This window comes from Nocardia citri (assembly GCF_054065835.1).
The window spans coordinates 33,785-53,645 of the sequence record NZ_JBSUQM010000025.1 but is presented as its reverse complement, the minus strand read 5'-3'; the positions used below and the strand labels follow the sequence as shown (position 1 = coordinate 53,645).

Genomic DNA, 19,861 nt, shown 5'->3' with positions numbered 1-19,861 from the left:
GCAGTTCAATGCAGGTATGTGGCCCCGTCGATGTTCAGGACCGCGCAGCTCCATACCTGCCGACGGAGCGGAAGAACTCGCGGATGTCGGTGACGAGTTCGGTGGGTGCCTGGAGGGAGGCGAAGTGGCCGCCTACCGGGTACTCGTTGCAGCGCACGACTGTGTTGGCCATCTCCGCGAGGCCGCGGACGGCGCGGTCGCCCTGGAAGTTCGCGACGGCGGTCGGCACGCCCGAGGGCGTGGGCTTGCTGCCCCATGAGGCCCCGGATAGGCGACGAAACCCGGCGCAGCGTAGAGCCCCATCGCATAGCGCACTGGAGCCGCGCAGGTCGATGCGCTGGCGAAAGGGCAGTACCGGTCTGCGGAGTGCCGGGTGCGGGGTCAGTTGTAGGACTTGGTGACGCTGTCGATGAGGTGTTCGAGGGTGTCGATGGTGGGGGTGTCGATCACGTCGATCACCTCACCGGCCACCGGGACGTGGTTGTCGGCGGTGACCTTGGCGAACTGACCGGGGTCGCTGGTGCGGAAGCCGTGTTCGGCAGCGAGGCGCTGCAGGTCCGGGTCGGTGGCCAGCAAGCGGCCGATGCGGTCGCCGGGCGCGGTCAGGGGTACCAGCGTGTGCTGGCTGACGACGGTCGGGGACGGGTATGTCAGCACCATGCCGGGTTTGATCTGCCCGCGCACGCTCGCCTCGACGAACTGTGCCTCGTAGATCCAGACCATCGGCGTCGGGCCCATCCCCGCGGCGAGGTACGCGCGGAAGGGGCCGTCGGTGGAGTTCTCGGTGTAGCCCTGGCGCACGAACAGCCGCGATACCGTGGGCAGCACGCCCTGCTCGGCGGCCGGGCCCTGCACAATGGTGTTGTCATTGGCGACGTGGCTCGCGATGGCCAGGTACATGGCGGCGGAGTTGGAGGTCCGCGGGTCCGTCGTGGAGACCAGGATGTTCTTGTGCACGGGGTAGGCGGTGTTGTCGCGGAGTTTGTCCCATTCGACATCGGTGCGCACAAGTTCGAGGTAGCGGGCCATATCGAAGGTGGGGACCGGACCCGGACGCATTACCCCCGCTGCGGTCAGCAGGTCGGCGATGGGCTGGAAGGTCGCGATCGCCATGGGTGAGGAGAACGGCGTGTACTTCGTGCTGATATTGCGCGCCCGCTGAATCCGTTCCGCTGCGGGCGCACTCGATGGAAACGCGAAGTCGTACTTCCCGAGATCGATGGAGGTCGCGATCTGCCGCGATCCGGCCGGATCGACCTGCGCCTTGACACCCTTGCGGGCCAAGGCTTCCACGACGCGCGGATCTTCGAAGAAGGCCAGCTTCTCCGAGCCGACCACGCCGTGCACAGTGGTCAGTGCTGTTGTCGCGCCGGCCGGAGCGGACTGCTCGGGCTGTCGCACCGCGACCGCGATCACCAGCGCGACGACGACCAGGGCCGCCGCCGCTCCTGCGAGGAGCCGCTTGTCGGCCACGAACTTCGCGCCGACCGCGGCGATGCGGCCCGCCCCCAGCGCCGGATCTGACTGCTTATGCGAATCCGGTTGCACGGCAGCATCTTCCGACTGTATCGCCGTGGTCGCCGCTTCCAGTTCTCTGCGTACGATCCGCTCGATCAGAATCGGGACGAATTCCCGCACCGGATGGCCGTCGAATCGCTGCCGCGCCGTGCCCACCGCGCTCTCGACCTGATCGGCCGGATAGTCGTCGACCAGGCTGTCGGTCAACCGCTGAATTGCCTGCTCTTCGCGGACAGTAACGACACCCACCACAGTCTCCTCGACGTCACATCGATCTCCGGTCGCGACGGCATCAACACCCCTACCCGCGCCGCCGGAACCCTACCGAAATTTTCGACCACCACTACACCGGCAAAACTCGCCATCGCTGGTGGGCGTACCCCATTTCGACTGTGCCGGTAGCCAATTGCCGCCGACCGCCACATATGGACTATGCCCAGGTCAGCCCGGTGCGCGGCAGTCCGACCGCCAACTGGTCGATGGTCCACCCTGCCCCCGGAGCGGCCGCCGATCCCGCACCGAATCGCGCCGAAAGTTCAACGCGCCATTCACCTTTCGCCACCTGACGTTGTCTGCGAGTTTCCACCACCGCCAGCGCGCGGGCCCGGCGCACACCTGTCCCATCCCGTCCGACGCACCTACGCGCGCAAGACCTGGCGCACACCTTCGGAAATGGAGCACGGAGTGTCCGGTGGCGCGTCTGTCTCCGCGAGACCCGAAAGGTGCGGCAGCTCGGTCTCGCGAGACGGGATCGGCCGACAGCTCGGACGCACCGGACAGCGTGCGCGCTTCGAACCGGACAACCCGAGGCAGCCGCCGAGCAGCCATAACATGCTGCACCACAACCCTTTTCGCACACAAAGACGCCCAGTTCAGGGTGCGATCATGGCCTGGATATCGGGCAGGTTGCCGATCCGCTGGGTCGCGGGCCGGCCCGGCGCATCGACTTGGGGTGAACCGGTTGCGCGCAGTCGCGCCCGAATCTCGGATGGTGTCTTACGCCCCCCGGCCGCGGCGGCCAAGCCCTGGTAGCTGGCGACGGAACCGACGACGATCGGGGATGCGCTGGAGGTTCCGCTGAAAGTGTCTGTGTACCAGTAGTCTTCGTCGGCGCCGCCCTGTAAGTCGCCGTATCCGGTGGTGGTGACTTCCAGGCCCCAGCCCTGTGCGTCGATCCGGGATCCGTAGTTGGAGAAGGCGAGCCGGGAGCGTGCGGGTCCGTGGTCGCGACCGTGGAATCCGGGCGGCGGGGTGCCCGCGCCCACCAGGATGGCACCGGAGTCGACGGACCCGCCGCGAAACGGGTTGCGCCATGTGGTCGGGAAGTCGGTGGGCGGGTGTCGTACAGGGCGCTGTCGAGGTCCTCCGAACCGTTGCCTGCCGCACCGACGACGATGACGCCGCGGCCGATTGCGTAGCGGATGGCCGCCCAGTCGTCGGGCCATCATTCGATCGCGATGTATCCGGCCTGGTCGTCGCGGTTCTGGAAGTTGTAGCGCGGGCCGGGCCGGTGCAGTTCGAGCAGGATGACGTCGCCCGCGTCGAGTGCGTCGGCCGCGGTGCGGATGGCGGACGCGGAGCCCGCGTCGAATACCGAGACCGCGCGGATTGCGGCATCGGCGGCAATGCCGGTGATGCCGAAGGCGTTCACATCACCACTGATCTCCCCTGCCACCGCGGTGCCATGGTTGCGCCAGCCCACATCCGTCGACGCTGCGCCGCCGATCACACCACCCTGGTTCGCCAGTAGATCCTCATGGGTGAATCGCCACGCCCCCTCGACATCCACGATGCGCACACCCGCGCCGCGACCGCCCGGTCGAGTCCAAGCCCACCGTGCGTTCACACCGTGCGGCGCGGCATCCAGATAACCCTGTCGGGCTTCGTAATTCGGTGTCACAGGCGGCGCGTCGGCTGACTGCCGGGCCGCGATCTCGGCCAGCACAACCGGTGGCGCGAGCGGCGGTTCCGCGGGAGGATTGACATAGGCTGCCTCGACCGCGTCATCGGGCACGCAGTCGGTCCGCGACCGCCTCGAGCTCATCACGTACACCGCGCACGGCGAAGTAGTTCAGATATTCCGCGCCCACGTCCTCATGGGCGGTACCCGCGATACGCTGCGGCAGTCGGTTGGGCGGACCGAAGATGCGCACCGGCGCACCGCCTTCCGGCAGCAGTTCGACCAGCCGCGATTGCGCCGCGAGACTTTCGCGCACCGCTTTCGGATCGATACCCGCCCGGGCACCGTGGGTGACGACGATCAGTTCCGAACCACTGTCGGTGCGTGCCATGACTGACAGTAACCCGCCCCGTGATCATCACGCCAGCGCCAACTCCGATGTGCGCCAGTTCAGTTCGGCGTCGCCGGAATGTGCGCGACATCCGTGACCTCGCCGCAGCCGCGTGCGACGGTGAGAATTTCGAGCACGCCGATCACGATCGCGCAGCCACCGGCTGCCCTGCCGAGCGCGTCCAGCGAGTCGAACGGCAGGGCGATCATGGTGAATCCCACCAGCATGGTCAGCAGCCCGAATATTTCATGCCAGCCACCTTCAGGCAATTCATCGGCCCAGACCGCAACGGTCGCCTGCGCGATCCCGCGCACGGCCCAGCCCAGGCCGATCCACACCGCGAGCAGCAGGATCGAATTCGCGCTGTGGAACACCATCACGGCCGATGCCACCGAGACAACGCCGCTGAAAAATACGAATATCCGCAATGCCGCCCCGATTCGGGCGACTATCGCGATGATCAGCTGCATCGCGCCGCTCGATAGCAGGTAGAGGCCGAACAACAATTCCGCCACCGGCTCGGTCTTGTCCGGCCACACGGTTATCAGCACGCCGAGAACCACGGAGCCGATACCTGCGACCAGTACCGCCAGCCGCGCGCCGCCGGCCAGCGATCCCCCACGACCCGCACTCTCGTTTTCGGGCATAGCTCCATACTATGGCCGGAGTATGCGGATAACCGGACGTTTGCTTCGGGAGGTCTCGATATTTTTATGCCGACTGAGCGTGTCGCGGTGAGCGGCGCCGGTGCGCCAACGCCCCGACGCCGCAGGCGAGCATTGTCCCGGCGATAAGGGTCAGCGGCACGTGTCGGGCAAGCAGGTTCTCGCGCAACGGGTCTCGCATCAGCAGCCAACCCTCCGCGATAACCACGAATCCCTCGCAGAGCACACCGACCAACGCAGCCTCGACCACCGGCCACCGCGCCTGGCGGTTCCGTTCCACCAGCCAACCGCCGATGCCGAGCAGTGCACAGCCGAACCCGACAAGCACTGCGCCGATCGCGGTACCGAAGGCCACTATCGGAGCATCGACGGTTTCCGCGCGGATATCGTTCCAACGCACCGCGACAACTGCATCGCGCCAAATCTCCAGTTCGACAGCTGATCCGGGCATCGCTGCGGCGAGGATCGTATTGCCGGAGGGGAAGTCGAGGTCCCGCTCGACGCCGGTGTTGACGTCGAGTCGGTAGGTCGCCGACCGCGTCAGTCCCCCGCGGACGACGCTATCGGTGACACGAGCGGGGATCAGCACGTGGTCTTCGCGCTGGTAGGCCGCCCGATCGCCCGCCGTCCGCGTTGCGTCGACGACTCCGATGGCGGTGGCTATGAAAGCGATGAGCCCGAATCCGAGGAGTAGTCGAGGACGTAGAGTCGTCCAGGACCACCGCCTCCGCTCGGGTGCGCTCATGCGCCGAGCGCCAGGACTACGCCACGGACGGCGGAACCTTCGCCGGTCTGCCATGGCGCGGTTACTTGGGCGACATGGGTAGCATCGGAAGTCGGTGTGCAGCGCCGACTGTCGGCAGGCGTGAAGTTCGCCGATGTCGTATCGGCACTCGACACTTCAGCCGGTGCGGTAGGGGTCTGGCCATCTGCTGTGGATTCCCCGGACCTCATGCCGAAGTCCGGTGCGTCAGCGGACGCGTCCGAGTGCTGGCTGTCTGCCCTCGAGGCGACCGGTGTCGGATTGGAACTCGCTACGTTAGGGCGGTGGCTGCTTGCTGCCGATTCAATGGGTGTCGCTATCGAGTTCGGTGTAGTTGTCGGCTCGGGACGCAGGACCCGTTCTACCCGTACGATTGGACCATTGCCGACGACGATATCGGTGCGGGCCGGTGTATCGAGCGCCGAGCGGAATTCCGTTGCAGCGGAGGGGGCCTCGCCGACGGTAACGATGACCGCGGGATCCGGAGTGTCGCTCGCCCTCTGCGCTTGTGGCTGCGCCTGCCCGGCCAGCAGCGCGATGACCTGAGCGACCGCCACCGGATCCCGGGTCGCGTCGTAGATCCAACGTCGTCCGAGTACACCGTGTATCGAGGTGCCGAGAAGAGCGTCCTCGGCACCGTCGAGTGGTACGCCGCGGTAGGTGAGCGGCAGGTGGTAGGTGATCGGTTCGGGTCCGGCGCTGTCGTTCACCAGCACGAATTCGATGCCGACCGCACCCGCCGGATCGTCGAGCCGGAAGCCACCGGCCATGCTCAGCTCCGGTGCACGGCCGCTGTCTCGATACCACGGCCGGGTCGGCAACCAGGCGGTAAGCAGTTCGAGCTTGCTGGGCGACATGGTCGTGCGATGAATAACAGCCATGGGGCACCCTATCTTTCGACCGACGGCGGAGGTTTCACGCGGCCTGGAATTCGGGGGTACGCGCCGCTGCCCGCCAGAGCTCGACCGCGATCCACACCGCGCCGACGGTCACCAGTACGCCCCAGCCGATGCGCTGGGCATGCGACAGCCAGAAGTGCGGCAGGTACGGCACCATCGCGGCCGCCAATGGAACTCCGCTCCAACACTGCAGCCTCCCCGATCGCCAGATGGCAACGGCGGCAAGGATCGCGGCGACGGCAATGAAGACGAGGCCGATAGCGAAGACAGTGGCCGCGATCGGGCCCATCCGAAAGTCCGTGCCGATTTGGGTCAGGGAGGCGTCGCTATCGGCAACAGCTCGCGCGCCGATAGCCCTGAGCCCGTACGCCTCCGCGCCGTAGTAGGAGATCGACAGTGCCAAGCCGATGTAACCGAGGGTGGCGGCGATGCTGGCGAGCTGCTCGGTTCTGCTGTCCGCCAGGTGATTTCGCAGAGCCTCCCAGCCCAGCGGATGAAGATCAGGCCGACGATGGCGCTGACATGGCCCACCGCCCAGCCGGTCGAAGCCCAGGCCGCGGCGGCATTGAGGGTGTCCTCGGCGGCACGGGCGGCGACGGTTTCGTAGACGAGGAAGAGGATTCCAGCCAGGGCGAGGCTCAAAGCGCCGATACGTGTGCGTAATTCGTGCACGAGAACTCCTGTTGACCCGAACTTCAAACGAGGTCGCCAACCACAAATTCGCCGCCACCGATATGAACAACCACACCGGACAGCTGACCGTCACCGAAGGCACCGACTCGATCCTGCGACTCGCGACGCTCGACACCGACGGCCCGACCGGGACCTTCATCGACCGTCTCGGACCTGTCGCCTGGTGAACACCGCACAGCCGAGCAACAAAAGCGAAGCTCGAAACCCGGTCCGCCCACATCGAATCGGACCGGGCCCCGGCTGCACGTGCAACGTGCACCCATCCGTTATCCAGGCACACCCGTCCACGGAGTGCCTGGTCCTGACAACGGTGCCCCGCTGACTCCGCACTAGCCGGGAGCTCCGTCGAGTACCGATCCGGCTCGGCTCTGGCGGGATTCGGCGACCAGATGGTCGAGCTGGCGTTCGGCGCGTTCGGCGCGGGCCAAGGTTTGGGCGCGGGCTTCGTCGAGTGTGGCCAGGCGGCCGGCGGCTTCGCGCCGTGCCTGCTCGAGTGTGGCTACCGATTCCGCGCGCACGGTCGCAATCTCCGTGCTCGCGGCGCGGCGCACGTCGACGAGTTCGGTGCGCGTGCGATCCAGTTCCTCACGCAACCGTTTCAATTCCTCGCGCGCCTCCGCGACGGCCTGATTGCGTTCGGCGACGGCCTGTTCGGCGCGTTCGATGGCGCGTTCGACATCGGCGGCGCGCTGTACCGCCAGATCTCGTTCGGCGTCGGCCGCGGTGATGTGCTGGGTGGACTCACGCCGGATCTGTTCGATTTCCGTCGCCGCCTTCCGGCGTGCCAATTCCACATCCTCAGTGGCTTGCTGCCGCGCGCGTTCCACATCATCGGCGGCTTCGCGGCGAATGGTGCGGATCTCGGCATCGGCCTCGCTACGCGCTGCGAAGACATCATCGGCGGCCTGCTTGGTCACTCGCTCGACCTCACGCAGCGCATCCAACCGCGCCGCATCCGCCTCGGTGACCAATGATTCCGCATGTTCGGCCGCGCTGGCCGCATCGTCAGCAGCAGACTCCGCGGCCGCCCGCGCCTCCTGCGCCTCGCGTCGCGCCTGGTCCGCGGCCACGGTCGCGACCTCCGCCTCCGCGATGCGTCGTGCCGCATCCGCTTGCACGGCCTGCACCTGTGCCTCGGCAATCGCAGGATCGGCCAGCGTGGACAGTTCGGCCACCGCGGCATTGAGCGTGTTCCCCAATTGATCTGCCAGTCCACGGAATTGCGTGAGCAACTCATCCGCACGCAACCGCGCCGCCGTCACCGGCCCCTGTTGCGTCACAGTGACAGCAGCCGCCGGCGCCTGCGACTCCTGTTGCTGCCGTTGCCGTTCCCGCCAAGCGCGCCATCGAGTGTGCTCCGGATGGTCACAGTATTCCGAGGGCCGCCCCGGCCCGCCCCCACGCGTAATCGGTCGAGCACATCCAGGGTAGTTGCAAACGTTGGACACCACAGAATCGTAGCGTTGGTTTCGTCAAATCAAACGTATTTACACGAAACGAAACCCGTGTCGCCCCAATGTCTTCAACGAATGAACAGCAGGGTTCTAACCTCCGATAAGTGAACATTATCGGAGGTTAGAATTCCGTGGGTCCACGCAATCCGTCTGCGAGAGTTTCGTTTTCGTTTGGTTTGTTCATACGAAACGTATCTCCAACGGAATAGGCGAAAAACTGGGTACCCCTACCCAGTTCGCCTGATCGCAAGACAAACCCGGTATGGCCGTGGCGATATCGCCCCGTCGACCCTGCGGGGCGGTTGTCGTATCGGCGCGCACTGGAATTGTTCGAGCACCACACCGCGGACTTCGCGCGCGGGCCCTTCACGCCGCATCAGCTCCGCCATAGCCGGTTGACGCACGCGGCGGAGGACGGGGCGTCCACGCCGATGTTGATGCGCATGAGCGGGCACACTTCGGTGAGGTCGTTGGGAAAGTACGTGCGCCCGTAGGCGGAAGCCCTGATCCGCTGGCGGGCCCAGACCGACCCCGCCGCCCGATGGTAATAGGACGCGCTACCAGCGGCGCCCTCGATCAGTACACGGGCCGCTCGGTCACCTGCAGATCCTCACCAGACACGCGAGCCAAGCCGCCTACACCATCTGCCATCGCAGCCCGAGCCGATGCCACCGGCCTCGCGCCCGACTGCCCATTTTCATTGCCGAACAAAGAGATCGCCGAAGATCCCGAGTTGGATCGACGATCCACAGAGGATCCAGTTGACGACTACAAGGCGTAGTAGATATCGCAAGAGTCCCTTTGTAGCATCGTTCGGAGTCGGTGCGTGGTGATGTACCGAGACTTGTTTCGTGCAGGGAAGACCGGAAGGGGCGGAAGACGAGCATGAACAACACGGCGGCTTCCTTGACAACACCAACAGCGTTCAGCAGGAGCGGCTTGGGTGAGCCGCTGTTGCTGGTCCACGGGTTCACACTGACATGGCATTGCTGGGGTGGTGTGCTCGACGAACTGTCGGGAGAATTCGACATTCTTGCGCCGACCCTGCCATTCCACTGGGGAGGCCCCGTCAGCGATCGGCCGCTGACCGTTACAGCAGGGGCCGATCATCTCGAAGCGATGATGAACGAGACTGGATGGGAGACAGCACATATCGCCGGTCATTCCCTAGGAGGTTGGCTGGCGCTCGAGCTCGCCAAACGTGGCCGGGCGCGCAGCGTGACCGCTATATCCTCGGCAGGGTTGTGGCAACGCGGCAGCCGCCACGCCGAGCGACTACGGCGAAAGTTCCAACTCATCACATACCTCGCACCATTGTCGCGAAGTTTCGCGAATCCGACCCTGGCTGCCATTGGCAAAGCCACCACCATGCGCGCACTCTGCCACCGCCCCGGGCGCGTCGCACCCGACCTGGCCGCGATCGCTCTGCAATCGGCCGGATACTGCACAGCCCGCGACATCAACGCAATCTGGCCCACCAACACGGCACTGGAGATTATCGACCGGATCACCGTGCCAACCACGATCGTCTTCAGCGCGCGCGACCGCGTGATTCCACCGTCTCGCTTCGGCGCGCAGCTGGTCACGCTCACACCGAACCGACGGCTGTGCACGCTGCCTGATGTGGGGCACCTGCCAATGCTCGAGGCCCCCGCCCGGGTCGCATCCGAAATCCGGCGCACGGCAAGGGAACCAGTTGGTGACGCCATCAACTGAGCCCACGTCGCCGAAGCGGTCGGCATGGACCCCGAGCCCGAGATGCTCGTTGAGGCTGCCCGATGCGCCGAAGCTGCGGGAGTGACCGATGTGGTTTGGAAACAAGGCGGTTCGACTGATCTTCCCAGGATGATCGAACAGTCTATGAATTCGACGGACCCTGGACGGTTCGAGCTGACTGGCCAGCTCTGATCAGATACGAAAGTTCTGCGACAGCCCCGGATCGACCACCGAACCCGCAGGCCACCATTCGCAAAACTCCTCTCGAAACCCACCCCTTGTGCGAGACACTTGGTCAATATTCGCTCCAGAGTCTGGGCTCCGGAGGTCTCGGTGACGGTGAGGCGCGGGGACCGAATCGTGCCAGGTAGTGCCAGACCTTTTTGACGTCTTGCGGATCGTGGCGGCCAGTCCGGGCAGCGTCACCGATGATTCTGGGGTCGAGCCAGCCGTCGACGGCGATCTCGACTCCTAGATCGACATACTGTTGCCCGCGGAAGTCCGGATACCGGTGCAGCCGATCGACGCTGAGTCGGAAGCCGGGGTGCCACTCGATGGGGCACGGGAGGTGTTGGGCGGCGTCCTGTATCGCCGTGTGGCGAAAGTTCGGGTCCAGAACCAGTGCCGCGACGTCGCGGTAAAGCCTGACCGGTCCGTGGATTTGCGCCTCGATGTGCCCGTACAGTGCGTCGAGGTCATCGGCCTGCGCCAACTCGACGGTGCATCGCATTAACGCCCGGGCCGAGATTCGGGTGACCAACCAACTGATCAAGGAGTTCAAGCGGGACACCGGCAAGGAGAACCTGCTGTTCAAAGTCGCCGAGGCGACCGTGGACGCCGGTGACAAGCTGGTGCGCGACACGGTGTTCCCGGTCGCGCCGCAGCAGGTGCTGCGGGACTTGGTGGCCGAGTTCAAGACCTCGGGGCCGACCTATCAGCGGACGGTGAAGGCGACGCTGAAAGGCTCGTACACCAACCACTATCGGGCCGGGCTGATCAAACTGCTGAGCGTGTTGGAGTTCCGTTCCAACAACACCTGCCCACCGGCCGGTGCTCGACGCCTTGGCGCTGATCGGCCGCCACGCCTCGGGCGCCCTGCGCTACTACCCGATCGAGGAGACGATCCCGGAGCATCGCGGTGTGAGCCCGAACTGGCGGGAGCTGGTGTATCAAACCGACAAGCACCACCAGACCCGCGTGGTGCGGATGGTGTACGAGGTCTGCACATTCCAGGCGCTGCGGGATCAGTTGAGGTGCAAGGAAATCTGGGTGGTCGGGGCAGACAAGTGGCGCAATCCGGCAGAGGATCTGCCTGCCGACTTCGAAGAAGGCCGTGTCGAGCACTACGAGGCTCTGCGTAAACCGTTGGACGGGTCGGAGTTCATCGCGGCGATGCAGGCCGAGATGCGCGCCGAACTCGACGTCCTGCACACCGCGTTGCCCAAGTGCGACTGGCTGGAGATCAAAGACCGCAAGTCCGGCGCGATCAAGCTGACGCCGGTGCCCAAGCAGCCCGAGCCGACGAACCTGCGGAAAATGAAGCGGGCGATCCGCACCAGGTGGGGGCAGATGCCGTTGATCGACATCGTAAGGAGACGGTACTGCGGACCGGGTGCCTGCGCTCGGTCACCTCGGTCGCGGACCGGGGCGTCATGCCCGAAGACGTTCTTGCCGAGCGCCTCCTACTTGGGCCTATGCCTACGGCACGAACACTGGCATCCGGTCGGTCGCCGGCGGCGACCACGGCCACAGTGAGGAGGACATCCGTTACGTGCGCCGCCGCTATCTGACGCCGGAGGCGGCGCACCAGATCGCGATCGAGATCGCCAACGCGACGTTCCAGGTCCGCCGCGCGAGCGTGTGGGGCGAGGGCTCCACCGCCGTGGCCAGCGACTCGACGCATTTCCGGTCGTGGGACTAGAACATCTTCACCGAGTGGCACTCCCGCTACGGCGGTCGCGGCGTGCTGATCTACTGGAGCGTGGAAAAGGGTTCGGTGGTGATCCACTCGCAGCGAATCAACTGCTCCGCCAGCGAGGTTCACGCGATGGTCGAGGGCGCGGTCCGCCACGGCACCGAGCTGAAGGTCGAATCCAATTATGTGGACAGTCACGGCCAGTCCGAGATCGGGTTCGGAATCACGAAACTGCTGGGCTTCGACCTGCTTCCCAGGATCAAGCGGATCAACAAGTGCAAGCTGTACCGGCCAGCGCCCGGCGAGTCCGGGCTGTGGCCTGGTCTCGGACCGGCGATGACACGCCCGATCCGGTGGGAGTTGATCGCCGAGCAGTACGACCAGATGGTGAAGTACGCGACCGCGATCCGCACCGGCACCGCCTCGACCGAGGCGATCCTGCGGCGGTTCATGAAGGCCAACGCCGCCCACCCGACCTATCAGGCGATGATCGAGCTGGGCCGGGCGCAGAAGACGATCTTTTATGCCGCTACCTGCGTAGCCGAGAGCTTCAGCGGGAGATCGAGGAAGGGCTCAACGTCATCGAGTCGTGGAACCGCGCCAACAGCGTCATCTACTACGGCAAGACCGGCGAACTGTCATCCAACCGTGTCGACGAGCAGGAACTGAGCATGCAGTGCCTGCGAATCGTCCAGGCGTCGTTAGTCTACGTCAACACCCTGATGATCCAAGACCTCATCGACGACCCCGACACCGGCGACATCCTCGTCACCACCGCCCACAAACGCGGGGTGACCCCACTGTTCTGGGAACACGTCCTGCCCTACGGCGAGGTCGAACTCAACATGACCAGCCGGCTCACCCTCGGCGGAACGACTTCCGGAACGAATGCCGTTCCGGTTCGCCCGGGTCGCCAACCGCCGACGGCGACTTGGGCCGCGTGAGACACCGGTGGCGGTGGGTGCCAGCACCACAACTCCGTCGGCTCGCAGCGTGCCGTCCGCGTCCCGACGGTCACGAACTGTGATTGATACACCCGTCCGCTGCCATCCTGACCAGGATCTGCTGATCGCCGACTATTCGATCGGTCGATGACAAAAGCAGAGGCAAGGAGATCGCTCACTCCTTGCCACACTCAACATATATCGCAGACGGGGGCTTGCGGCAAGACCCAGGGTGTGCGGCAAAATCTTCGAGCCGACGCTACTGCCTGGGGAAATGGGTAATCGCCGCGGCGTCGTATGGGCTCGCCGAACCGCCGATGGACCGGCTGGCCGAAATGCAATCTTGTCGAGTGAGGGGTTTTCGTGATTGATGTGATCGTGGCCGGCGCCGGACCGACCGGGGTGATGCTGGCCAGCGAATTGCGGCTGCGTGGTGTGGACGCGCTGGTGCTGGAGAAGGCGGCGGAGCCGACCAAGATTGTCCGCGCACTCGGCCTGCACGTGCGCAGCATCGAGGTGATGGACCAGCGCGGTCTGCTGGAACGCTTCCTCGCGGTCGGCACGCGGCACGAAGTCGGTGGTTTCTTCGCCGGTATCGACAAGCCGTGGCCGGACCGGATGGACACCGCACACGGGTACGTCCTGGGCATTCCGCAAACCGTCACCGAGCACCTGCTGACCGAGCACGCCACCGAACTCGGCGTCGAGATCCGCCGCGAATGTGAAGTGGTCGGGCTGAGCCAGGACGAGGACGGGGTCAGCGTCGAGGTAGCCGACGGTACGCGCTTGCGCTCGCGTTACCTCGTCGGCTGCGACGGCGGTCGCAGCACGGTACGCAAACTGCTCGGCGTCGGTTTTCCAGGCGAACCCAGCTCGGTCGACACACTGCTGGGCGAGGTGGAGCTGACCGCGTCGGCGCAGGAGCTGGCCGCCGTGATGACCGAAGTCCGCAAGACCCAGCATCGGTTCGGCGCTATGCCGCTCGGGGACGGTGTATTCCGCGTTGTCGCGCCTGCCGACGGGGTGGCCGAGGACCGTACGGTCGCGCCGACGCTGAACGAGCTCAAACAGCAGCTGCGGGCGACCGCGGGCACCGACTTCGGCGTGCACTCACCGCGCTGGCTCTCGCGCTTCGGTGATGCGACCCGGCAGGCCGAGCGCTACCGGATCGGCCGCGTGCTGCTGGCCGGGGACGCGGCGCACATCCACCCGCCGATCGGCGGACAGGGCCTCAATCTCGGCATTCAGGACGCGTTCAATCTCGGCTGGAAGTTGGCTGCCGCCGTCGACGGCTGGGCGCCGGTGGGGCTGCTGGACAGCTATGAGACCGAACGGCACCCGGTAGGCGCCGACGTGCTGAACAACACCCGCGCGCAGATGGAGCTGATCTCCCTTGACCCCGGCCCCCAGGCAGTGCGCCGACTCATGGCCGAACTGATGGACTTCGAGAACGTGACCCGCTACCTGATCGAGAAGATCACCGCGATCGGCGTTCACTACGACTTCGGTGATGGGCATGAACTGCTCGGCCGACGGTTGCGGGATGTGACACTGAAGCGGGGACGCCTCTATGAGCTGATGCGCGGCGGCCGCGGACTGCTGCTCGACCAGACCGGCCTGCTTTCGGTGCAGGGCTGGGTGGATCGGGTCGACCACGTCGTTGATGTCAGCGAGGAACTGGAAGCGCCCGCGGTGCTGCTGCGACCGGACGGGCACGTGGCCTGGGTCGGTGACGATCAGCAGGATCTGCTCGGCCACCTGCCCAAGTGGTTCGGCGCTCCCGTCAGCTGAGTGAACAATTGTGGCTCCGAAGTCTCTATTGCCCTCGGGCCGAGCCGGCTCGGATGCTGCAGGATCAGCACAGGTACCCCGTCTGTGACTGGCTCGGGCTCCGTATTCGGAACTCCCCCATCGGCGGGTGGCGCGTTCGAGCTTCTCGGGGTTGACCTGAGCGTGGATGGCAGAGATACCGTCGGTGGTCACCTCGAGGCACACGACGCCGACCACCCGGTCACCGGCCACCATCACCAGCGCGGGCCCCCCGTTAGCGACCGCGGCGAATATGGCGGGGCTGCCGCCCAACATGTTGCGCTTGGCATCGGTCGGCTTGATGGCGAGTCGCACGAACCGTACAACGCGCAGCGCACCGCTGATCGGCCGGCCGAGGGTCCGGAGGAAGACACCGCCGTCGCCGATGCTGATCACGTCATCGGTCAACAGGCTGATCAGCGTCTCGGTCCGGCCGCTGACCGCCGCGGCGAGAAACTCCTCGACGATCTTGCGGGCGGCGGCCACGTCGACTTCCACCCGAGTCCGGTCGGTGGCAACATGCTGTTTGGCGCGCCGATAGATCTGCTGGCAGTTCGACTCGGTGATATCGAGCATTTCGGCAATCTCGTTGTGCGCGTACCCGAATGCGGCACGCAGCACATAGACCACGCGTTCCTTGGCCGAAAGCCGCTCCATCAGGGTGAGCATCGCGATCGACACCGATTCCCGCTGCTCGACGGTATCGGCCGGGCCGAGCATCCGGTCCCCCGCGAATACGGGTTCGGGCAACCACTGACCCACGTATGTCTCCCGCCGGGCCCGCGCCGAGGCGAGGTGGTTGAGGCACAGATTCGTGAGCACCTTGGTCAACCACGCCTCGGGCGTCTCGATATAGTCCCGGTCGGCGGCCTGCCAGCGCACAAACACATCCTGCACTGCGTCCTCGGCATCGGCGGCCGACCCCAGCAAGCGGTAGGCGATTGCCTCCAACCGGCCCCTGGTGCTTTCGAACAGATCAGCCTCGGGCGTTCTGAGCGACATCGCCCCATGGTCGGCCATATGCGTCGGCCACGTCCACTCGCCCGGTTCGACACCCACCCGCGGTTACCAGGCCCACCGGGCAACACTTCCACGGATAGGGAATGGTGGGACCGTGCCGAATATCAGCCTGGATCGGGTCAGCGTGAGCCACGGCGCCACGCCGATACTCTCCGATATCTCCGTGACGTTTCCGGGAGGGCAGTGCAGTGCGGTGGTCGGGCCGAGTGGCACCGGCAAGACCACGCTGTTGCGGCTGCTCAACCGGCTCGACGAACCGAATAGCGGCACTATCCTGCTCGACGATGTCCCGATAACCCGGTTCCCCGCACCGGACCTGCGCCGCCACATCGGACTCGTCCCACAGCGACCGACATTGCTCACCGATACCGTCAGCGAAGAAATCCGCGTCGGCCGTGCCGATCTCACCTCCGATCGCATCGATACGCTCCTCGCGCGAGTCGGCTTACCGGACTTCCGTGATCGGCGCTGCCTCGAACTGTCCGGCGGTCAAGGACAGCGGGTGTGTCTGGCCCGCGCGCTCGCCGTCGAACCCGAGGTGCTGTTGCTCGACGAACCGACCTCCGCACTCGATGCGGAATCCGCCGCTGCGGTGGCAACTCTCATTCGCGATCACACCGCGACCGGTGGCGGTGTCGTCCTGGTCAGCCACGATACCGCCTTCGTGACCGAAGTGGCCGACGCTACCTGGACCCTGCAACACGGACACCTTTCGCCCAGCGATGAACGGAAACCCCAGTGACAGAACAGCTTTCCGTTCCTGGCTGGCCGGGTGTGGCGACCTCGCTGGTGCTCGTCGCGCTCGCCGCCGCCATCGCCTACCGTCAGCGACTGCATCTGACCCGCGAGCTGCTCGTCGCCGCCACTCGCGCGGCCGCCCAACTCGTCACGGTCGGCGCTGTTCTGCTCATCCTGTTCCGGCACACCGGATTACCGGGCGCACTCGCCTGGGTTGTCCTGATGGTGCTGGTCGCCGGGCAGGTGGCAGGCCGACGCGGACAGGGTGTGCCGCGGGCGCGGCGAGCCGCGATCATCGGGGTCGGCACCGGATCGGGAATCACGCTCGGCGCGCTCATTCTGCTCCATGTGATCTCCACACAGGCACGTGTGGTCGTCCCGGTCGGCGGCATGATCGTCTCCGCCGCCATGCAGGCCACCGGTATCGCGCTGCGCCGACTGCGCGAGGACACCCGCATCGCTCGTCCAGCCATCGAAGCCCGACTGTGCTTGGGCCTTTCGGCGCGCGAGGCCTTTCTGCCGCACCGTAGGTCCGCGCTGCGCACCGCGCTGATTCCGACGATCGACGCGACGAAGGTCGTCGGGCTGATCAGCCTGCCCGGCGCCATGACCGGCCTCATCCTCGCCGGTGTCGATCCCCTCACCGCTATTCGATACCAGATCGTGGTCATGTACATGTTGCTCGCGGCCACCGCCCTCGCCGCGCTCACCGCGGCACGTGTCGCCGAGGCCTATCTGTTCGATGATGCCCAGCGCCTGGTACCACTTTCCGACTGACCGTATCGCGACCACCCGGAGTCGCCGAGCCGTCGCGGCCGCTCGGAAATACCCGCCGAGCGCATAGTCTTGGTCGTCGACGGTCAGGACCGGTCCGGGCTGAGTGGATGGGAGCGAGCGGGTGGGCGATGCGGTGATCGCGGTGCCGGAGTCGGTGCGCACGGAGTTGCGCCGTGGCGTGCGCAGTGTGCTCGTCGATACCGTAGCGCTGCGGTTGGTGCGGGAGCGGTTCGATGATGAGCAGGCCGGGGCATTGCGGCGGTATCTGGAGGCGTCGCAGTCGGCGAACACATTGCGGGCGTACCGAACCGATTGGATCGCCTGGGCCGGATGGTGCGCGGCGGAGGGGCGACAAGCGCTGCCGGCGGATCCCCTCGATGTCGCGGTGTATCTGGCGGCCGCAGCGGATGCGTTGCGCCACAGTGACGATGGTGCGCAGCGGTGGGCGTTCAGCGCGGCCACACTCGAGCGCAAGTCGGCCGCCATCGCGGCGGTACACGCCGCCAACGGACTACCGTCACCCACACGTACGGATGTCGTTCGCCTGACCTTGCGCGGTATCCGCCGGACCCGGCGCACACAGCCGAAACGCAAACGCCCCGTGCTGTTGCACACCCTCGAACAACTGCTCGCGGGACTGCCGGAGCCGGATTGGCCGACCGAGCCCGCGCGCCGCCGCGACGCGCTGGCATTGCTCGTCGGATTCGCCGGGGCATTGCGCCGCAGCGAACTTGCCGGTTTGCGGATCGCCGATGTGCGCGTCGATCTCGACCACGGCACCGGTGAACCGCTACTGCTCGTTCAACTTCCGACCACCAAAACCGACCCCACTGGTATCGCGGAGCACCGCGTCGCACTCCCGCGCGGCCAGCGCCCACACACCTGCCCGGTCTGCGCCTTCGCCGATTGGATCCAACTCCTCGAAGCGCATCGCGTGCACGGCGATGTGCGTGACTGGCTGGCCGAAGCACCGTCGCCGTCGCCGGACATCCACCGCTGCCACGGCTACCAGGGCACTACACTCGCCGAAAACGACACCCTCCCACTGTTTCCCACCATTACCCGCCACGGGGGCATCGGCGCCGACGCCATGTCCGGCCGCGCGATCGCCGAACTGGTCAAACGCTATGCCGCGCGCGCCGGACTCGATCCGGACCTCTTCTCCGGACACTCACTGCGCGCCGGATTCGCCACCCAGGCCGCGCTCGGCGGGGCCAGCGACCGCGAGATCATGCGACAGGGCCGCTGGTCCAACCCGCGCACCGTGCACAACTACATTCGCACCGCAAACCCGTTGGAGGACAACGCCGTCACCAAACTCGGCCTTTAGAACGTGTGCACCGAATCCACACGCTGATCGGTGTGGATGCGCAGATAGCGCGGATCGTGTGGGCGCTGCCGAACATGTCGAATATCAGCGAGGTTCGGTTGTGACCGCCGCGATCGCACTGTCGACCGTCACCCATGGGGCCCGATCGTGTCCGCCACCGGCGAATCCGACGCCTCCGACTGCGCCGAGCCGATCACCGACAAGACTTCCGGCCCGGGTCATCGTGCCCGCGCCGGGCGATCCGCCGGTGCTCACGTCGGCCCACCGCCGCCCCCGAAGCAGAGTTCGCCCGCCACCGCATCGACCGCGCCGGTCCCGCGTCCGGACGCCGATCATTCCCGCCGCATAGTGATTCAGCCGCGGCGCAACTCGAAAATGCGAAATACCCGCCCGCCGGACAGTTCGCATTCCATTTCGTAGCCGGGCCAGAACTCGACCGCCAGATCCCAGGCGCGTTTGTGATCCATACCGGTCACCTCGGTGACAGTCACGTCGAACTGCTCACCCTTCAAACGAACGATCGCTGTGCTGGCTGCCCGCAGATTCGCCGACCACACCGGATGCTCGAGGCTGCCCCAGTTGGAGCCGATGACCAGGAAGTCGTCACCGCGCGGCACATACAGCAGGGATGTCGTGCGCGGGATCCCGGTTCTGCGGCCCGCGACGGTGATCTCGATCGAGGGCAATCCCGCCAGATCGAGCACGCCGTGACGACCACGGCTGACCCACCGGACGAACCGTTCCAGCCGAAGCACCAGCGGCGCCGTGCGCATGACCCAGCGTTTCCCCGCGATCCAGCGAGCTAGCGCAGGCAGCGGATTCGACACCATAATTCGAAATCCTGACAGAAATCCCATACCGAACCGCATCCGGGATCCCGCGTTGAGAACAGCCTCACCTGTGCCATTACGACACCCACTCGACTGTGTCCGGTGACTGAAAAACAGCCCCATCCGGTAGCCCGCCCGCATACCGCTCGACCTCGACCAGCGCCAATTGTCCCGAGCAGCCCTGGCTCGCAGCCGCACACGGGTCAGCAGGCTCGCCACCGAGATGGCGGCCCGGGTCTGGTCGAACGCGAATCCAACCCGGAGGACAGCAGATCCGGATTCGTCGCCATTACCGATACCCGGTCGCGCGCGTCTGCACGCCATGCCTGGCTATCTGGCACGTATCGAGCGACACTTCGCCGACAAGCTCGAGCCCGACGAATTGCACGCGCTCGCCGCAACCCTCGGCAAGATCCTCGGCCCGACAGATCTCACGATCACACCCCGGCGCAGTTCATAACCCACACGCCTGCACCGACTGCCAGTGGGGCCTGGGTTT

At 65.9% G+C, this 19,861-nt stretch carries 22 protein-coding genes and 2 pseudogenes; 10 read left to right on the top strand and 14 right to left on the bottom strand.

The window, feature by feature from the left end; all coding sequences use genetic code 11:
* Window positions 1-34: 34 nt before the first annotated feature.
* The 10 genes from ACW2Q0_RS25755 to ACW2Q0_RS25710 form a co-directional block, all read right to left on the bottom strand.
* Entirely contained in the window at window positions 35-229 is a 195-nt protein-coding gene (locus ACW2Q0_RS25755) for a hypothetical protein (protein ID WP_457193488.1), read from the bottom strand.
* Between the two features lie 152 nt (window positions 230-381).
* On the bottom strand, window positions 382-1,767 hold the full coding sequence (locus ACW2Q0_RS25750; protein WP_457193487.1) for a three-helix bundle dimerization domain-containing protein: 1,386 nt from the start codon (window positions 1,765-1,767) through the stop codon (window positions 382-384).
* Window positions 1,768-1,948: 181 nt separating this feature from the next.
* The gene (locus tag ACW2Q0_RS25745) at window positions 1,949-2,131 is read right to left on the bottom strand and encodes a hypothetical protein (protein ID WP_457193486.1); all 183 of its coding nucleotides are present in this window, start codon (window positions 2,129-2,131) and stop codon (window positions 1,949-1,951) included.
* A 259-nt stretch (window positions 2,132-2,390) separates the two neighbouring features.
* Window positions 2,391-2,783, bottom strand: a complete 393-nt coding sequence (locus tag ACW2Q0_RS25740) for a hypothetical protein (RefSeq protein ID WP_457193485.1) — start codon at window positions 2,781-2,783, stop codon at window positions 2,391-2,393.
* 179 nt (window positions 2,784-2,962) lie between these two features.
* The gene (locus tag ACW2Q0_RS25735) at window positions 2,963-3,532 is read right to left on the bottom strand and encodes a S8 family serine peptidase (RefSeq protein WP_457193484.1); all 570 of its coding nucleotides are present in this window, start codon (window positions 3,530-3,532) and stop codon (window positions 2,963-2,965) included.
* Window positions 3,522-3,809 carry a hypothetical protein gene (locus tag ACW2Q0_RS25730; protein WP_457193483.1) on the bottom strand — a complete coding sequence of 96 codons (288 nt, stop codon included), beginning with the start codon at window positions 3,807-3,809 and terminating at the stop codon, window positions 3,522-3,524. The genes ACW2Q0_RS25735 and ACW2Q0_RS25730 overlap by 11 nt, the downstream gene beginning before the upstream one ends.
* A 59-nt stretch (window positions 3,810-3,868) precedes the next feature.
* Window positions 3,869-4,456, bottom strand: coding sequence for an HdeD family acid-resistance protein (locus ACW2Q0_RS25725; RefSeq protein ID WP_457193482.1), 588 nt, complete (start codon window positions 4,454-4,456; stop codon window positions 3,869-3,871).
* Between the two features lie 64 nt (window positions 4,457-4,520).
* On the bottom strand, window positions 4,521-5,219 hold the full coding sequence (locus ACW2Q0_RS25720; protein WP_457193481.1) for a hypothetical protein: 699 nt from the start codon (window positions 5,217-5,219) through the stop codon (window positions 4,521-4,523).
* Complete coding sequence (locus ACW2Q0_RS25715; protein WP_457193480.1) at window positions 5,216-6,118, bottom strand: maltokinase N-terminal cap-like domain-containing protein; 903 nt, start codon at window positions 6,116-6,118, stop codon at window positions 5,216-5,218. The genes ACW2Q0_RS25720 and ACW2Q0_RS25715 overlap by 4 nt, the downstream gene beginning before the upstream one ends.
* A 34-nt stretch (window positions 6,119-6,152) precedes the next feature.
* Window positions 6,153-6,539 carry a hypothetical protein gene (locus ACW2Q0_RS25710; RefSeq protein WP_457193479.1) on the bottom strand — a complete coding sequence of 129 codons (387 nt, stop codon included), beginning with the start codon at window positions 6,537-6,539 and terminating at the stop codon, window positions 6,153-6,155.
* Between the two features lie 280 nt (window positions 6,540-6,819).
* On the opposite strand from ACW2Q0_RS25710, the gene ACW2Q0_RS25705 reads away from it, so the two are divergent.
* Window positions 6,820-6,996 carry a hypothetical protein gene (locus ACW2Q0_RS25705; protein WP_457193478.1) on the top strand — a complete coding sequence of 59 codons (177 nt, stop codon included), beginning with the start codon at window positions 6,820-6,822 and terminating at the stop codon, window positions 6,994-6,996.
* 162 nt (window positions 6,997-7,158) lie between these two features.
* Here ACW2Q0_RS25705 and ACW2Q0_RS25700 read toward each other — a convergent pair whose 3' ends face one another.
* Window positions 7,159-8,109, bottom strand: a complete 951-nt coding sequence (locus ACW2Q0_RS25700) for a hypothetical protein (protein ID WP_457193477.1) — start codon at window positions 8,107-8,109, stop codon at window positions 7,159-7,161.
* Window positions 8,110-8,585: 476 nt separating this feature from the next.
* Between ACW2Q0_RS25700 and ACW2Q0_RS25695 the strand changes: the two genes are divergently transcribed.
* Together ACW2Q0_RS25695 and ACW2Q0_RS25690 are read left to right on the top strand one after the other, a co-directional pair.
* Entirely contained in the window at window positions 8,586-8,777 is a 192-nt protein-coding gene (locus ACW2Q0_RS25695) for a tyrosine-type recombinase/integrase (protein WP_457193476.1), read from the top strand.
* 445 nt (window positions 8,778-9,222) lie between these two features.
* Window positions 9,223-9,999 (top strand): alpha/beta fold hydrolase, encoded by a 777-nt coding sequence (locus tag ACW2Q0_RS25690; RefSeq protein WP_457193475.1) that lies wholly within the window; start codon window positions 9,223-9,225, stop codon window positions 9,997-9,999.
* A 295-nt stretch (window positions 10,000-10,294) separates the two neighbouring features.
* On the opposite strand, the gene ACW2Q0_RS25685 is transcribed toward ACW2Q0_RS25690, so the two are convergent.
* Complete coding sequence (locus ACW2Q0_RS25685; RefSeq protein WP_457193474.1) at window positions 10,295-10,789, bottom strand: DUF3626 domain-containing protein; 495 nt, start codon at window positions 10,787-10,789, stop codon at window positions 10,295-10,297.
* Between the two features lie 260 nt (window positions 10,790-11,049).
* On the opposite strand from ACW2Q0_RS25685, the gene ACW2Q0_RS25680 reads away from it, so the two are divergent.
* The 3 genes and pseudogenes from ACW2Q0_RS25680 to rox all read left to right on the top strand — a co-directional run bounded on the left by ACW2Q0_RS25680 (window position 11,050) and on the right by rox (window position 14,649).
* Entirely contained in the window at window positions 11,050-11,754 is a 705-nt protein-coding gene (locus tag ACW2Q0_RS25680; RefSeq protein WP_457193473.1) for a hypothetical protein, read from the top strand.
* A pseudogene (locus tag ACW2Q0_RS25675) lies at window positions 11,717-12,858 on the top strand (transposase). Before ACW2Q0_RS25680 ends, ACW2Q0_RS25675 begins: the two are co-directional and overlap by 38 nt.
* Before the next feature lie 363 nt (window positions 12,859-13,221).
* Complete coding sequence (gene rox, locus ACW2Q0_RS25670; protein WP_457193472.1) at window positions 13,222-14,649, top strand: rifampin monooxygenase; 1,428 nt, start codon at window positions 13,222-13,224, stop codon at window positions 14,647-14,649.
* A gap of 141 nt (window positions 14,650-14,790) precedes the next feature.
* Here the strand turns inward: rox and sigJ are convergent.
* Window positions 14,791-15,669: pseudogene (gene sigJ, locus ACW2Q0_RS25665) on the bottom strand (RNA polymerase sigma factor SigJ); the annotation flags it as partial.
* Between the two features lie 112 nt (window positions 15,670-15,781).
* Between sigJ and ACW2Q0_RS25660 the strand changes: the two are divergent.
* The 3 genes from ACW2Q0_RS25660 to ACW2Q0_RS25650 all read left to right on the top strand — a co-directional run bounded on the left by ACW2Q0_RS25660 (window position 15,782) and on the right by ACW2Q0_RS25650 (window position 18,532).
* Window positions 15,782-16,429, top strand: coding sequence for an ABC transporter ATP-binding protein (locus ACW2Q0_RS25660; RefSeq protein ID WP_457193471.1), 648 nt, complete (start codon window positions 15,782-15,784; stop codon window positions 16,427-16,429).
* The gene (locus ACW2Q0_RS25655; protein ID WP_457193470.1) at window positions 16,426-17,202 is read left to right on the top strand and encodes an ABC transporter permease; all 777 of its coding nucleotides are present in this window, start codon (window positions 16,426-16,428) and stop codon (window positions 17,200-17,202) included. The genes ACW2Q0_RS25660 and ACW2Q0_RS25655 overlap by 4 nt, the downstream gene beginning before the upstream one ends.
* A 121-nt stretch (window positions 17,203-17,323) precedes the next feature.
* Entirely contained in the window at window positions 17,324-18,532 is a 1,209-nt protein-coding gene (locus ACW2Q0_RS25650; protein WP_457193469.1) for a site-specific integrase, read from the top strand.
* Between the two features lie 353 nt (window positions 18,533-18,885).
* Here the strand turns inward: ACW2Q0_RS25650 and ACW2Q0_RS25645 are convergent, their stop codons facing one another.
* Window positions 18,886-19,362, bottom strand: a complete 477-nt coding sequence (locus ACW2Q0_RS25645) for a nitroreductase family deazaflavin-dependent oxidoreductase (protein ID WP_457193468.1) — start codon at window positions 19,360-19,362, stop codon at window positions 18,886-18,888.
* A gap of 322 nt (window positions 19,363-19,684) precedes the next feature.
* On the opposite strand from ACW2Q0_RS25645, the gene ACW2Q0_RS25640 reads away from it, so the two are divergent.
* Window positions 19,685-19,822 carry a hypothetical protein gene (locus tag ACW2Q0_RS25640; protein ID WP_457193467.1) on the top strand — a complete coding sequence of 46 codons (138 nt, stop codon included), beginning with the start codon at window positions 19,685-19,687 and terminating at the stop codon, window positions 19,820-19,822.
* Window positions 19,823-19,861 lie beyond the last annotated feature (39 nt).